Here is a 13,383-nt window from a genome sequence, read left to right on the forward strand (position 1 = left end):
CGCCCTCTTTGCGTTTTCCTGCCGCGCTGGCGGCACCGATCATGGCATTGTCTGGTGTTCCCGTCGAACGCCAGAAGAGAACTTCGCTCAGATGAGGTTGGTCTTACCCCCAGAAGCGCGGGGTCTCGCGCGTGGCGTCCCAATAGCCTTTTGCGTGCTGCCATTTGGTCTGGCATTGGGCCTCGTGCCAGCCGATGACAAAGCCGATGGCCTGGGTGGCTGCCAGAGCGGTCTCTGCGGGGAGTTTGCATTTTTCCGGCAGGCTTTCGGCCATGGCCACATCGTTGAGATAGCCAAAAATATCCTGCAGCTTCTTCATCCGTTTCAAAAACGGCTTCACCGTCTCTGGGGGGTAGAGGCTGCCGAAAAACTCAATGCCGTAGCGCATCTTCTTCATGGCCTTGCGCATGTCATGGCGCTCGGGAATGGTTAATTCTTCCAGGCGTTTGCCGTAGCCCAGAACCTTCTTCCACTGTTTGGCAAGCGCGCTTGAGGAGAAGGCCTCAATTGGCTGGGCCAGCAGCCCGGTCTGGCCGAAATTTTCCGGGTCCAGCCAGCCGCGCCCTTCCGTATAGGCGGCCAAGTCCAGAAGGAAACCATTGACCTCGGCAGAGCGCAAGTGCGTGGTAACCGCGCTGCGGGTGTCTTCACCGCGCGAGGCGCGCAGCGCATCCACAAGCGCGTCAAGGGGCACGCTGTCCGGGGCCTTGCCAATCAGCGGGGCCACGATCTCGTCTACGAGAACGTCCAGATCCCGCATGGATCCGGCTTCATTGGCAATGGTGCGGGCCATCTGGTCCAGGGGCGCTGCGGTTGCCGGGTTCAGCACGGGCTTGAACAGGCGGAAGGCGCTGCGCAGGCGCCGGAGGCCGACGCGCAGCTGGTGCGGGCCTTCCGGGTCCTCGCACGCCAGAACCGCTATTCGGTTTTCCGAGATCTGTTTCAGGCAGGAGCGCATGACATCGCGCAGGGCCAGTTCAACGCTGGTGCCCGGCGTGAAGGTGACCGCCTCGGCAAAAACCGGAGCGGGTGTTTCCGCCTGCTGGCCCTCGGCAAACCGGTAGCCGCGTTCGGCCTTGCTAAAGGGCGAAAAGCGAAAGGGCACATCCTTCAAAAGCGCTTTTGCAGCCTCGAAAATTGCCTGGCTTGGTCCCGATTTCAGCTCCATTTCCAGCTCCACAAGGGGCTGGCTGCCGGTGCCTGCCAGAATGTTGCCGGTGTCGAACGCCAATTCGATATGCGCGCCGTCGCTGTTCCGTGTCAGCTGGCGGGTGGTGCGTTTCATCACCGTCTCGAAACACTCGGACAAGGGCGCGTCGCCGATGATCCCGGCCAGGGTCTTGCTCACCTCCGGATCCTCAATCACCGAGAAGTCCAGCGCCCGGCCTTTCACGGGATGTTCCGCCTCCACGGCAGAAGACAGCCCGGCCACAACCCCGGTGCCGATCTTGACGGTTTGCACCCAGCTCTTGCCGGACTTGCGCACTCGCAACGAGACTTTCGCCTTGCGCAAAGCCTGGTCTGGCGTGTCGAAATAGATCGACTGCAAGGTCCTGGTCACTGCCCGGCTGGCGGTGAAGCCGTCAATTGTGCCGGACTGCTTCATGGCGTCCTGCACCGTTGGGTGCAGTTCGAGCTTGAGCTCGATCTCACGTGCTGATTTGCTCATGAATCCGTTTCTAGCCAAGGCACAAAAGCTTGTCCAGAAAAAGCGCACAATTTGCGCTTTCGTTCGCAGGCTAAGCAGTTGAGGTGAAAACCCGTTGCGGGACTGGAGGGGGAGGCGGCAGAACCCCAGTCACCTGATCTGGAGTTCGTCTCATTTTCCAGCGGGTTCAGAACGAACTTCAGGGTCATGAGGGTGACTAGCCAGCCTATGTTTCAAGTGTGGATTTCGGAATTGAAATACGGGCCGGCGCGCGCTGCGCAAACCAGGCTTGTTCAATTCCACCACACTAGCGCACTCCGCTCACCCAAGGGGTCTGCGCCGCCGGTGGATTCCGCCGCCGGTCAGGCAGCAATCGCTTGCATCGGCGAAACACCCATGATACCCACCCTCTCCGGTGTCAGTTGCCCCTCTGGCGGAACTGGTAGACGCGCGGGATTCAAAATCCCGTTCCTTCGGGAGTGCCGGTTCGATTCCGGCGGGGGGCACCATTTTCTTTGCGCTATCGCCTGTCGGCTGTTTGAGCGCTTGGATGGTCCCAGCGAATCCTTTCGCTTCCCTCTCTTGTCCCGCATGACCGCTTCAAGATCCGGCCGGCCGGTGAACTTTCCCAGCGATTGCTCGTTTGTGTGCAGCCGGTTTGAGACCACGGCCAGAACCTGTCAGACAACTTGCTGTCAATACCCTTTCGAGCGGCCCCTTGCCCGATGAGGGATCCGACATATTTACGTCACGATACCGTCCTACTGCGGCTTCATAGTTGATTTTGCGAAAGATTTTTTCGGTCTGCGAAGGGGTATCCCGATGAAACGGTTTTTGATGGTGTCTGTCCTCCTGTCCGCGATGGCGGGCCCGGCCCTGGCCTGGACAGTGCAACCTGAAGGTTCCAGCCTGTCCTATGTGTCCATCAAGAATGGAGACACTGGTGAGGTGAACAAGATTGCTGGTCTGAGCGGAAATGTTGAAGACGACGGGACTGCGGCGCTGGTGCTGGATTTGGCGACCGTGGATACGGGCATCGACATCCGCAACGAGCGCGTGAAGACAATTCTGTTCAATGTGGCTGAGATGCCGACGGCCGGGATCGCGGCGAAGCTGAACATGGCTGACTTCGAAGGCCTGAAGGCTGGGGATGTCGCAAAGGCGGAGTTTCCGGTCACCGTGACCTTGCACGGCCAGGAGGTCGAGTATGACGTCGACGCGGAAATTGCGCGCTTGAGCGACGATGAGGTTTTGGTCTCCACCACCGCGCCTGTTCTGGTGTCTGCGGAGGATTTTGAACTGACGGCCGGTCTGGATGAGCTGCAGAAACTGGCAGGACTGGACTCCATCTCACCGGTCGTTCCGGTAACGTTTACCCTGGTTTTGAAGCGCTGATCTTTTCAAAAGCCTCACCCGGTTTTGGCCGGGTGGGGCGCCTGTGTCTGCCCAGTCCGCTCGTCAAAGAGGGCTGATCCTGCTGTCAGACAGCGGGAGGCAAATCTGGTAGACCGTGATTTCCCGTCAATACACTGCGTCTCCGCATTCCCAAAGTCCCAAAAATATTCCACTCTCCAGATCTGGCCGGAAGGCGATCCTCCAACAGCTTAAAGGAGTGTGGAGATGTCGGGGCATGGGTATGAAACGGGCCGGTTGAACCTGCCCTTTGTCGGTATTTCCACCTTTGGCAAGCGGGACTATGTGGCCGACTGGGATGCGATTGACGCGGACGTGGCCGTGCTTGGGGCGCCGTTTGATTTCGGCTGCCAGTTCCGCTCGGGGGCCCGTTTCGGGCCACGTTCCGTGCGCGAAGCCTCAACCCTGTTCAGCTTCGGACATGCGGGCGCCTATGACCACGAGGACGATGCCACCTATCTCGGGAAAGACGTACGGATCGTTGACATTGGCGATGCGGATATCGTGCACACCAAAACGGAAGAAAGCCACGCCAATATCGAATACGGGGTGCGCAAGATCCTGATCGCCGGCGCGCTGCCGGTGGTGATTGGCGGTGATCATTCGGTCAACATTCCCTGCATCAATGCCTTTTCAGACGATTGTGCAAAGAAGGGCCCGCTTCATGTGGTGCAGATCGATGCGCATCTGGATTTTGTTGACGAGCGCCATGGGGTGACGGACGGTCATGGCAACCCGATGCGCCGGGCGATTGAAAAGGACTATGTGTCCGGCATGACCCAGCTTGGCATCCGCAATGTCTCGTCCACGGCGAAAGAAGGCTATGACGACGCCCGCGCCCGGGGCTCGGATATTCTGTCCGTGCGCCAGGTGCGCAAGCTGGGGCCTGAGGCTGTGCTGGCGCGCATTCCTGAAGGCGTCCGCTATTATGTAACGATAGATATCGACGCCTTCTGCCCGTCCATTGCGCCGGGCACCGGCACGCCAAGCCATGGCGGGTTTCTCTATTATGACGTTCTGGAATTGTTGCATGGCCTTGCCAAGAGAGGGCAGGTCGCCGGGATTGATCTGGTGGAAGTGGCCCCGGATTACGATCCGGGCCAGAGTACCCAGATCCTGGCGGCGCAGATCCTGCTGAATTTCCTTGGCTTCATCTTTCATCACCGGCGCACGGTTTCTTGAGAGACGCAGGGCGGGGGCGTCTGGCGGCCTGTTCGAGGCCTTGGCTCTAATCCAAAGACACCCAGAGAACCTTGGCATCCTCCGTGCTGGTGGACACGCAACCATGACCCATGCCGCTGTCATAATAGACGCTGTCCCCAGCCTTCATGGGCAGGGGCTTGTAATGCTCGGTGAAGAAGGTCAGCTCGCCGCTGATCACATACATGAATTCTTCGCCCCGGTGCCGGATCCAGCCGTCAAATTCAGACACGTCCCGGACCTTGATCGTGCTGATATAGGGGAACATGCGCTTGCTGGTCAGCTCCGTGCACAAAAGCTCGTGGCTGTAGGTCGGAGTTTCCTGCAGCTCGCCCGCGCCGGACAGGGTTACGTCCCGGCGGCCGGAAATATCGCTGGGGCCCGATTGCACAAAAAGCTGTGGTGTCTTCAGCTCAAGGGCTTTGGTCAGACGGCGCACAATGTCGAAACTCGGCCGGGTCTGGCTGTTTTCGATCTTGGACAGGGTTGAACGGCCGATCCCGGCCGCCTTGCCCGCTTCTTCCAGTGTCCAGCCTTTCTGCAAGCGCGCTTCGCGGATCATCTTGCCCAGATGCCCTGCGTCATTGGCGCCTGGGCGGTCGTCCTCGCCGGTCTGGGAAACGGGGCTGCTGTGGGAAGCGGGGTCCATGTCCGGCCTTTCTTTTGCGTGCCCGCTGTTTCGCATACCCGCCAAACAGCGTCAAATTTCTCAAACGCATTCTTTCGTTGCGTATGATGGAAAAGTTTCTTATAGGAAACAAATTGCAGATTAAGGGAGCGTTGTGGCGTTTGCGAACGCAGGCCGGGGTGATACCCTGCGCCGGACCGTGGAGGCCACAGGCACTGTCCATCCGCAGGATGGGCAGCAGGAGGCGCCAAAGGATAGACTTGGGGAGGAGCCCCTGAGAGGCGTATCCGGACTGTCTGAGGACGCTGCCCCCGCTGGAACCACAAGAGGACCGGTCTCATGGCTGATGCCCCCAAACGCACACCGCTTTACGATCTTCACCTGGACCTTGGCGGCAAGATGGTCGATTTTGCCGGTTGGGAAATGCCGGTGCAGTATCCGCTCGGCATCATGGGCGAGCACAAGCAGTGCCGCGAAAAGGCCGCGCTGTTCGATGTCAGCCATATGGGCCAGGTGATCCTGCGCGGGCAGGATGTTGGCCAGAAGCTTGAAGCCCTGTGCCCGCAGGCGTTTGCCACGCTGAAAGAGGGCAAGGCCCGCTACGGCTTCTTCACCAATGAGGCAGGTGGCATCATGGATGACCTGATCGTCTCCAATGCGGGCGAACATTTTTTTGTGGTTGTCAATGCCTCCATGCGACATCAGGACATTCCCCATATGGCGACCCATCTGGACGGGGTTGAGGTGACGGAGATATTCGACCGGGCGCTGGTGGCCGTTCAGGGCCCGATGGCAGAAGAGGTGGTTGGTAGCCTTTGTCCGGCCGTGCGGGACCTCACCTTCATGGAAACCATGACCGGCGACATTCTGGGCGCGGACTGCCGGATCTCGCGGCTTGGCTATACCGGGGAAGACGGGTTTGAAATCTCGATCCCGCAAGACCAGGCTCTGAAGATTTCCCGCGCGTTTCTGGCCCATGAAGCCTGTGAAGCGGCCGGGCTGGGTGCGCGCGACAGTTTGCGCCTGGAAGCGGGTCTGTGCCTTTACGGCAATGATATCGGCCCCGGGACATCACCGGTGGAAGCCTCTCTTACCTGGGCGATCCAGAAGCGGCGGCGCGAAGAGGGCGGTTTTCCGGGGGCAAGCCGCATTCAGCGTGAGATTGCCAGCGGACCGTCGCGCAAACTTGTCGGCATCCGGCCGGACGGCCGCGCACCGGCACGCCAGGGCGTGCGCGTTGCGGGCGCGGGCGGGGCTGATATCGGTGTAATCACCTCCGGCGGCTTCGGCCCGACGGCCGGTGGCCCGGTGGCCATGGGCTATGTGGAGGCGGCCTTTGCGGATGCGGGAACCAAAGTCGACCTGATCATCCGGGGCAAGACCCAGCCGGCCGAAATTGTCCCGCTGCCCTTCGTGCAGCAGAATTACAAGCGCTAAACCCGAGAGAGACCGCCATGACCACCTATTTTTCCGAAGAGCACGAATGGATCACCGTTTCCGGCGACACGGCGACGGTCGGCATCACGGCCCATGCGGCTGAACAGCTGGGTGACATCGTTTATGTGGAACAGAAAGACGCAGGCGACACGTTTGCCAAGGCGGATGAAATCGGCGTCGTGGAATCGGTCAAAGCCGCTTCGGAAATCTATGCCCCGGTGGATGGCGAGATCACCGAGGTGAATGCGGCATTGGCCGACAATCCGGCGCTGTTGAACGAAAGCCCGGAAGGGGAGGGCTGGCTCTACAAGATCAGGCTGTCGGCCCCGGACCAGGTCTCCGGTCTCATGGATCTGGATGGCTACAAGGCGTTTATCGGCTAACGGAAAGGGCTGCAGATGGCTTTCGAACTTACCACCTACCAGGCCTATGACTTTGCCAACCGACGCCATATCGGCCCGTCTCCTTCCGAGATGGACGAGATGCTGAAGCTGATCGGCTTTGACAGTCTCGATGCGCTGATTGATGCAACTGTTCCTGCGGCGATCCGCCAGCAGGAGCCGCTCGACTGGGGTGGACCGGGCCTGTCGGAACGTGATGCGCTGTTCCATATGAAAGAGGTCGCTGGCAAGAACAAGGTGCTGACCTCCCTGATCGGCCAGGGCTATTACGGCACGACCACCCCGGCGCCGATCCTGCGCAACATTCTGGAAAACCCGGCCTGGTATACGGCCTATACGCCCTATCAACCGGAAATCTCCCAGGGGCGGCTGGAAGCGCTGCTGAACTTCCAGACCATGGTGTCCGACCTGACTGGTCTCGACATTGCCAATGCGTCTCTGCTGGATGAAAGCACGGCGGCGGCCGAGGCCATGACCATGGCCAAGCGCTCTGCCAAGTCCAAGGCGGCGGCGTTCTTTGTGGACACCAATTGCCATCCGCAGACCATCGCCGTCATCGAAACCCGGGCCGAGCCATTGGGGATTGAGGTGATTGTCGGCGATCCGGACATGCTGGACCCGGAGACTGTCTTCGGCGCGATTTTCCAGTATCCGGGCACCTATGGCCATGTGCGTGACTTCACCGATGTGATCGCAGAGCTTCATGCCCATAAGGCGCTGGCCATTGTGGCGGCTGATCCGCTGGCTCTGGCGCTGCTGAAGTCCCCGGGGGAAATGGGGGCGGATATTGCCGTCGGCTCCACACAACGCTTTGGGGTGCCGATGGGCTATGGCGGCCCGCATGCGGCCTATATGGCCTGCCGGGATGCCCTGAAGCGCAGCATGCCAGGCCGGATCATCGGCGTGTCCGTGGACAGCCGGGGCAAGAAGGCCTACCGGCTGGCGCTTCAGACCCGTGAGCAGCATATCCGCCGGGAAAAGGCGAATTCCAACGTCTGCACGGCCCAGGCCCTGCTTGCGGTGATTGCCTCCATGTATGCGGTCTATCATGGCCCGGACGGCATCAAGGCAATTGCCCAGTCGGTGCACCGCAAGACGTCCCGCCTGGCCACGGGTCTGGAATCCCTTGGCTTCAAGGTGGAGCCGGAGGTGTTTTTCGACACGATTACGGTTGAGGTGGGTGCGCTTCAGGGCGTTGTCCTGAATGCGGCGGTTGCCAATGGCATCAACCTGCGCAAGGTCGGCGAGACGAAAATCGGCATTTCGCTGGATGAGCAGACCCGCCGGGAAACCATCGAAGCGGTCTGGCGCGCCTTTGGCGGCGACATGCTGGATGAACGCAAGATGAAGAGCGACTACCGCTTGCCGCAGCATGCTTTGCGTGAAAGCGCCTACCTGACCCATCCGATCTTCCACATGAACCGGGCCGAAGCGGAAATGACACGCTACATGCGCCGTCTGGCGGACCGGGACCTGGCGCTTGACCGGGCGATGATCCCGCTCGGTTCCTGCACCATGAAGCTGAATGCGACGATTGAGATGATCCCGGTCACCTGGCCGGAATTTGCCAGCCTGCATCCCTTCGTTCCGGAGGATCAAGCCGGTGGCTATCACGAGATGATTGCCGACCTCAATGACAAGCTGTGCCGCATCACCGGCTATGATGCGATCAGCCAGCAGCCCAATTCCGGCGCGCAAGGGGAATATGCGGGGCTGCTGACGATCCGCAACTACCACCAGGCGCGCGGCGACGGGCACCGGGACATCTGCCTCATTCCGACCTCGGCCCACGGCACCAATCCGGCTTCGGCCCAGATGGTTGGCTATAAGGTCATTCCGGTCAAATCGGACGACAAGGGCGATATCGATCTGGAGGATTTCCGGGCAAAGGCGGAAACCTATTCCGAAAATCTTGCAGCTTGCATGATCACCTATCCCTCCACCCACGGGGTGTTTGAGGAAACCGTGCAGGAGGTGTGCCGGATCACCCACGACCATGGCGGCCAGGTCTATATCGACGGGGCCAATATGAACGCCATGGTCGGTCTGTCGCAGCCCGGCGAGATCGGCGGTGATGTCAGCCATCTCAACCTGCACAAGACTTTCTGCATTCCCCACGGGGGCGGCGGGCCGGGCATGGGGCCGATTGGCGTCAAGGCCCATTTGGAGCCTTTTCTTCCCGGCCATCCGGAATATGGTTCGGCGGTCGGTCCGGTCTCGGCAGCGCCGTTCGGGTCACCGTCAATCCTGCCGGTCAGCTGGGCCTATGTCCTGCTGATGGGCGGGCCGGGGCTCACCCAGGCCACCAAGGTCGCGATCCTGAATGCCAATTACATCGCCGCCCGCCTCAAGGACGCTTATGGCATTCTCTATACGTCCGAAACCGGGCGGGTGGCCCATGAGTGCATTCTTGACACCCGTCCGCTGGCCGACAGCGCCGGGGTGACTGTCGAAGACATTGCTAAGCGTCTCATGGATAGCGGTTTTCATGCACCCACCATGTCCTGGCCTGTGGCCGGCACGCTGATGGTGGAGCCGACGGAATCCGAGCCGAAGGCGGAGCTGGACCGGTTCTGCGACGCCATGCTGTCCATCCGGGCCGAAGCCCAGGAAATCATCGACGGCAAGATTGATCCTGAGAACAACCCGCTGAAGAATGCGCCGCATACTGTCGCTGATCTGGTTGGGGACTGGGACCGGCCCTACAGCCGGGAAAAGGCGTGTTATCCGGCAGGGTCGCTGGATGTCGATAAATACTGGGTGCCGGTCAACCGCATCGACAATGCTTATGGCGACCGCAATCTGATCTGCACCTGTCCGCCCATGTCGGACTATGCCGAGGCGGCAGAATAGAAAGGTCCGGGTGGCGCCTGTGGCGCCACCTTTCCCGCCCGGCCAGGTTCAGGGCATTCAATGCCGGACTGTGGGCTGCACGAACTTTCGGCAAAGGGGTGCGACAGGCGTTTGACGGCAGAGTTTTCCTTGCCCTGGCGGGCGGGATGCTCTAACGGATTTGCCATGATCAGACGCCTCTATGACTGGGCCTTGTCCCTTGCCGCCGGACCTCGTGCACCTGCCGCGCTTGGCTCCGTTTCTTTCGTTGAAAGTTCGTTCTTTCCGATCCCGCCGGACATTTTGCTGATCCCCATGGTGATCGCACGGCGCGAGCGGGCCTGGTGGTATGCTCTGCTGTGCACGGTCACGTCCGTGCTGGGAGGCGTGCTCGGCTATCTCATCGGCATGTTCCTGTTCGAACAGGTGGCGGAACCGATCCTCACCTTCTACGGCAAGATGGACAAGTTTGACGAGTTCAGCGCCGTCTTCAACCATTGGGGCTGGTGGTTTGTCTTTATCGCCGGTCTGACCCCCTTTCCCTATAAGGTGATCACCATCGCCTCCGGAGTGGCCGGGCTCAGCCTGCCGGTCTTCATTCTGGCCAGCATCGTGTCCCGGGGGCTGCGCTTCTTTGTGGTCGCCGGGTTGCTGTATTTTTTCGGACCGTCGATCAAGGACTTTATCGAAAAGCGGCTCGGTCTCATGTTCACCCTTTTCGTCGTGTTGCTGGTCGGCGGATTTGTTCTGCTGCGCTATCTGTGATGAAGGAAACCCGATGACCCAAGAGCGTCTGGCGAGCAGCCTTTCCGGTCTTGTCCTGTTTGGCGGGCTTGCGGTGATTGCAACAGCCTGGGGGTTCCAGCTGTTTGGCGGCTATGTGCCTTGCAAATTGTGCCTAGAACAGCGTGTGCCGTATTATGCCGGATTGCCGTTGACGGCAATTGCCCTGGTGCTGATGGCGCAGGGGCGTGCGCGGCTGGCCCTGCTCATCCTTCTGGCGGTGGCAGCCGTCTTTGCGTATGGCGCGGGGCTTGGGGTCTATCAGGCCGGAGCCGAGTGGCAGTTCTGGGCAGGCCCAAGTGACTGCGGCGGGGGCACGGCAGCCCCGGCCTCTGCGGCCAATATGCTGCAGGCACTGCAGAATACGCGGGTTGTCAGTTGCACGGAAGCCAGCTGGCGCCTGGCTGGTCTTTCCTTTGCCGGATGGAATGCTGTTGCGTCCGCAGGACTGGCCGTTTTGAGCCTGTTTGCCGCTCTCCTGTTGAAACATAGGTGGAACAGGTCCACTTTAGCCGGATGAGCAGAAAGAAACAGCTGGATGATCAGCGGCGCGCAGAAGCGCTGAGGGCGATTCACAGGGTGCAGGCGGAAAGTGAATCGCTCGGCAGTTCGAGCTTTCGGCGTATGGCCGACAGGGCTAGCTCGCATTTGAGGGGCGCCGACAAGGATCAGGACGATCAGATAGAGGTATGGGGAACCCGGATCGGCCGGACCGCCGGTGTGATCTTTGCCCTGGGGCTGCTGATCTATCTGGCCGCCACGTATCTTTAGGCATTGTGACGTTCATTTTAAGAGCAGGCTACAGGCCGTCGGATTTGCCTTCCGCCGTTTGAAACCGGAGATTTCAACGCCAAAGCAAACCTGATTGAGCTTGAACCAAACGCGCCCGCTTCAAGGCCAAGGCAGAGACCCATGGCATCCGTCCGACCGATCAGCCGCAGTGGCTGGTCAGACCGCAAGGCTCCAGAGCTGTCCGATTTCGAGGAGATGGCAAGCGAAGTGCTATCCGGCCTGCCGGATGATGTGCTTCTGCGCTGTGGCCATATCCAGGTTAGCCTGGCCGACTATGCACCGGATGATGTTCTGGATGCCCTGTCCATCGAAGATCCGCACGATCTGTTGGGTCTGTTTGAAGGCCAGGGATTGGCCCAGGGCGGTGATGCGCAGTTTACCGGCCAGATGCCCAACCGCATCTGGCTGTTCCGCAGGCCCATTCTGGATTATTGGGCGGCCATGGACGAATCCCTGGGGGATGTGGTTGCCCATGTGCTGATCCATGAGATCGGCCATCACTTCGGACTGTCCGATCAGGACATGGAGCGCATTGAGGCCGCTGCGGATCTTTAAGGCGCACCGCGTTTTTTCAAGATCAATCTATTTTTCCGTTTGCGTTGAAATCTTTGAATTCAGGACGCGATAGAAAATCCGATTGAACGCGATGTGCTTTGAAGATCCGCACCGGCCCCGGATCCTGGATCAAGGCTGAGGGGCTGTCCCCCCAGCTTTATTCGGCAGCTTCCGTCCGGGCGCGCTCGATGGACTCAACGATCAGCTTCTTGGCTGCTTCCACGCCTTCCACACCGGTCACTTTTACCCATTTGCCGGGCTCCAGATCCTTGTAATGCTCGAAGAAGTGCTTAACCTGATCAACTGTGATCTGCGGCAGGTCGGTGATGTCCTGGACATGCTCGTAGCGTTTGGTCAGCTTGTTGCCGGGCACGGCGATGATTTTCTCGTCCTGGCCTGACTCGTCTTCCATCATCAGAACGCCAATCGGGCGGCAGGACATGATCGCGCCCGGAACGATGGGCCTCTGGTTCACGACCACAACGTCGATCGGGTCGCCATCGCCGCACAGCGTATGGGGCACGAAGCCGTAATTTCCGGGGTAGCGCATCGGCGTATAGAGGAAGCGGTCGACATACATTGCGCCTGCCTCCTTATCCATCTCGTATTTGATCGGCTCGCCGCCGACAGACACTTCTATGATGACGTTGATGTCTTCCGGGGGATTCTTGCCAATCGGCACCGCGTCGATACGCATCGCATAGCTCCTGTTGAATGTTGCTGCGTCTATCGCAATCCCGCCGGAGAAGTTCAAGCCCCAAATTTTGCATTGCACCTAATGGCGGAGAGGTGGGCGCAGCAGATTTGATGGAATGCGGACGCGGAACGCAGGTTGCCGGGTTGGGCTGATCGGTGGAGGCGTGCCGGGCAGGCTCACGTCAGGCCGGTTCCGGCGGGCCAGCAATAGATGGAAAGTTCCAGCCGGCGGCCACCAAGCCGGTGCCAGGACTTGGCCATGCGCTTGCCGCCAAGGGCGCGGTAGAAGTTGCGCGCAGGTTCATTGTCGCTCAGAACCTGTACGGCAAGGCCCGGCATGTTGCGGGCCTTGAGCGTGGTGCGGACCCGGCCAAACAGGGTGCGGCCGAAGCCGAGCCCCTGATATTCCGGCTTCAGGTACAATTCGTAGATCTCGCCTTCCATGGACGTGCCGCTGAGGCGGCAGGGGCCGAATGTGGCATATCCGGCTGGCGTGTCGGCCACGCTGAGCATCATGATGTCGACGCCCCGGGTCAGGGCGCCGCGCCACCAGCCTGTTCCCCTGCGGGACACCATCTTTTGCAGGTCGACGCCATTCAACACGCCCCGATAGGCTCCGAGCCAGGCTTCGTTGTGAATGCCGGCAAGCGCTTCGCAATCGGCGGCTCTGGCCGCCCGAAGATCGATCAGGTCCGTGGTCATGACACAAAAAAGGATACAACATGTCTGTCATCTGGAAAGAGGGAATCGGGGCGCGCGCGGAAAAAACCGTCCAGCGTCAGGTTCAAAAAACTGCCGTAGGGCAGGCAAGGTGGTCTCGGACGGGGTGGCGGTAAGGCGTGAAGGTCCTGGAAGGGGCGCGGGGCGCGGCCTGGGCAGGGCTTTGGAGCGGCTGCTGACGGACGGTTGCGTGTGCAAGCACCAGAAGGCTGAAACATCGGAAAAATAGGAAAAGGGCCGGCTTTTTGGCCGGCCCTTCAGTTGCCCTGATGTTTGAC

General features: G+C 60.2%; 13 protein-coding genes and 1 tRNA gene. 10 read left to right on the plus strand and 4 right to left on the minus strand.

Going from position 1 to position 13,383, the window contains the following annotated elements:
- Positions 1 to 103 precede the first annotated feature (103 nt).
- On the minus strand, positions 104 to 1,669 hold the full coding sequence (locus ACXAH0_RS18790) for a CYTH and CHAD domain-containing protein (protein ID WP_475194125.1): 1,566 nt from the start codon (positions 1,667 to 1,669) through the stop codon (positions 104 to 106).
- 403 nt (positions 1,670 to 2,072) lie between these two features.
- Between ACXAH0_RS18790 and ACXAH0_RS18795 the strand changes: the two genes are divergently transcribed.
- From ACXAH0_RS18795 to speB, 3 genes are all read left to right on the plus strand, one after another.
- Positions 2,073 to 2,157: transfer RNA gene (locus ACXAH0_RS18795), tRNA-Leu, on the plus strand.
- 313 nt (positions 2,158 to 2,470) lie between these two features.
- Entirely contained in the window at positions 2,471 to 3,043 is a 573-nt protein-coding gene (locus tag ACXAH0_RS18800) for a YceI family protein (protein ID WP_475175981.1), read from the plus strand.
- A 225-nt stretch (positions 3,044 to 3,268) separates the two neighbouring features.
- Positions 3,269 to 4,243, plus strand: a complete 975-nt coding sequence (gene speB / locus ACXAH0_RS18805) for an agmatinase (RefSeq protein ID WP_475194127.1) — start codon at positions 3,269 to 3,271, stop codon at positions 4,241 to 4,243.
- A gap of 46 nt (positions 4,244 to 4,289) precedes the next feature.
- Here speB and ACXAH0_RS18810 read toward each other — a convergent pair whose 3' ends face one another.
- Complete coding sequence (locus ACXAH0_RS18810; RefSeq protein ID WP_475194129.1) at positions 4,290 to 4,910, minus strand: helix-turn-helix domain-containing protein; 621 nt, start codon at positions 4,908 to 4,910, stop codon at positions 4,290 to 4,292.
- Positions 4,911 to 5,228: 318 nt separating this feature from the next.
- Between ACXAH0_RS18810 and gcvT the strand changes: the two genes are divergently transcribed.
- The 7 genes from gcvT (at position 5,229) to ACXAH0_RS18845 (ending at position 11,689) form a co-directional block, all read left to right on the plus strand.
- The gene (gene gcvT, locus ACXAH0_RS18815; RefSeq protein ID WP_475194131.1) at positions 5,229 to 6,326 is read left to right on the plus strand and encodes a glycine cleavage system aminomethyltransferase GcvT; all 1,098 of its coding nucleotides are present in this window, start codon (positions 5,229 to 5,231) and stop codon (positions 6,324 to 6,326) included.
- A gap of 17 nt (positions 6,327 to 6,343) precedes the next feature.
- Entirely contained in the window at positions 6,344 to 6,709 is a 366-nt protein-coding gene (gcvH, locus tag ACXAH0_RS18820) for a glycine cleavage system protein GcvH (protein WP_475194133.1), read from the plus strand.
- A 15-nt stretch (positions 6,710 to 6,724) separates the two neighbouring features.
- On the plus strand, positions 6,725 to 9,580 hold the full coding sequence (gcvP, locus tag ACXAH0_RS18825; RefSeq protein WP_475194135.1) for an aminomethyl-transferring glycine dehydrogenase: 2,856 nt from the start codon (positions 6,725 to 6,727) through the stop codon (positions 9,578 to 9,580).
- A gap of 165 nt (positions 9,581 to 9,745) precedes the next feature.
- Positions 9,746 to 10,324: a YqaA family protein gene (locus ACXAH0_RS18830; RefSeq protein WP_475194137.1), complete on the plus strand. Its 579-nt coding sequence runs from the start codon at positions 9,746 to 9,748 to the stop codon at positions 10,322 to 10,324.
- Positions 10,325 to 10,337: 13 nt separating this feature from the next.
- Positions 10,338 to 10,862 carry a disulfide bond formation protein B gene (locus ACXAH0_RS18835; RefSeq protein ID WP_475194139.1) on the plus strand — a complete coding sequence of 175 codons (525 nt, stop codon included), beginning with the start codon at positions 10,338 to 10,340 and terminating at the stop codon, positions 10,860 to 10,862.
- The gene (locus ACXAH0_RS18840; protein WP_475176010.1) at positions 10,859 to 11,113 is read left to right on the plus strand and encodes a hypothetical protein; all 255 of its coding nucleotides are present in this window, start codon (positions 10,859 to 10,861) and stop codon (positions 11,111 to 11,113) included. Before ACXAH0_RS18835 ends, ACXAH0_RS18840 begins: the two co-directional genes overlap by 4 nt.
- Positions 11,114 to 11,254: 141 nt before the next feature.
- Entirely contained in the window at positions 11,255 to 11,689 is a 435-nt protein-coding gene (locus ACXAH0_RS18845) for a metallopeptidase family protein (RefSeq protein ID WP_475176015.1), read from the plus strand.
- Between the two features lie 157 nt (positions 11,690 to 11,846).
- On the opposite strand, the gene ppa is transcribed toward ACXAH0_RS18845, so the two are convergent.
- Complete coding sequence (ppa, locus tag ACXAH0_RS18850; protein ID WP_475176018.1) at positions 11,847 to 12,386, minus strand: inorganic diphosphatase; 540 nt, start codon at positions 12,384 to 12,386, stop codon at positions 11,847 to 11,849.
- A 176-nt stretch (positions 12,387 to 12,562) separates the two neighbouring features.
- Positions 12,563 to 13,087, minus strand: a complete 525-nt coding sequence (locus ACXAH0_RS18855) for an N-acetyltransferase family protein (protein ID WP_475176023.1) — start codon at positions 13,085 to 13,087, stop codon at positions 12,563 to 12,565.
- Positions 13,088 to 13,383 lie beyond the last annotated feature (296 nt).

This window comes from Roseibium sp. AWQ4_290 (assembly GCF_056160985.1).

Bases quoted from the DNA above. Each gene is read 5' to 3' on its own strand.
- ACXAH0_RS18790 (WP_475194125.1), bottom strand. From the start codon at position 1,669: ATGAGCAAATCAGCACGTGAGATCGAGCTCAAGCTCGAACTGCACCCA.
- ACXAH0_RS18800 (WP_475175981.1), top strand. From the start codon at position 2,471: ATGAAACGGTTTTTGATGGTGTCTGTCCTCCTGTCCGCGATGGCGGGC.
- speB (WP_475194127.1), top strand. From the start codon at position 3,269: ATGTCGGGGCATGGGTATGAAACGGGCCGGTTGAACCTGCCCTTTGTC.
- ACXAH0_RS18810 (WP_475194129.1), bottom strand. From the start codon at position 4,910: ATGGACCCCGCTTCCCACAGCAGCCCCGTTTCCCAGACCGGCGAGGAC.
- gcvT (WP_475194131.1), top strand. From the start codon at position 5,229: ATGGCTGATGCCCCCAAACGCACACCGCTTTACGATCTTCACCTGGAC.
- gcvH (WP_475194133.1), top strand. From the start codon at position 6,344: ATGACCACCTATTTTTCCGAAGAGCACGAATGGATCACCGTTTCCGGC.
- gcvP (WP_475194135.1), top strand. From the start codon at position 6,725: ATGGCTTTCGAACTTACCACCTACCAGGCCTATGACTTTGCCAACCGA.
- ACXAH0_RS18830 (WP_475194137.1), top strand. From the start codon at position 9,746: ATGATCAGACGCCTCTATGACTGGGCCTTGTCCCTTGCCGCCGGACCT.
- ACXAH0_RS18835 (WP_475194139.1), top strand. From the start codon at position 10,338: ATGACCCAAGAGCGTCTGGCGAGCAGCCTTTCCGGTCTTGTCCTGTTT.
- ACXAH0_RS18840 (WP_475176010.1), top strand. From the start codon at position 10,859: ATGAGCAGAAAGAAACAGCTGGATGATCAGCGGCGCGCAGAAGCGCTG.
- ACXAH0_RS18845 (WP_475176015.1), top strand. From the start codon at position 11,255: ATGGCATCCGTCCGACCGATCAGCCGCAGTGGCTGGTCAGACCGCAAG.
- ppa (WP_475176018.1), bottom strand. From the start codon at position 12,386: ATGCGTATCGACGCGGTGCCGATTGGCAAGAATCCCCCGGAAGACATC.
- ACXAH0_RS18855 (WP_475176023.1), bottom strand. From the start codon at position 13,087: ATGACCACGGACCTGATCGATCTTCGGGCGGCCAGAGCCGCCGATTGC.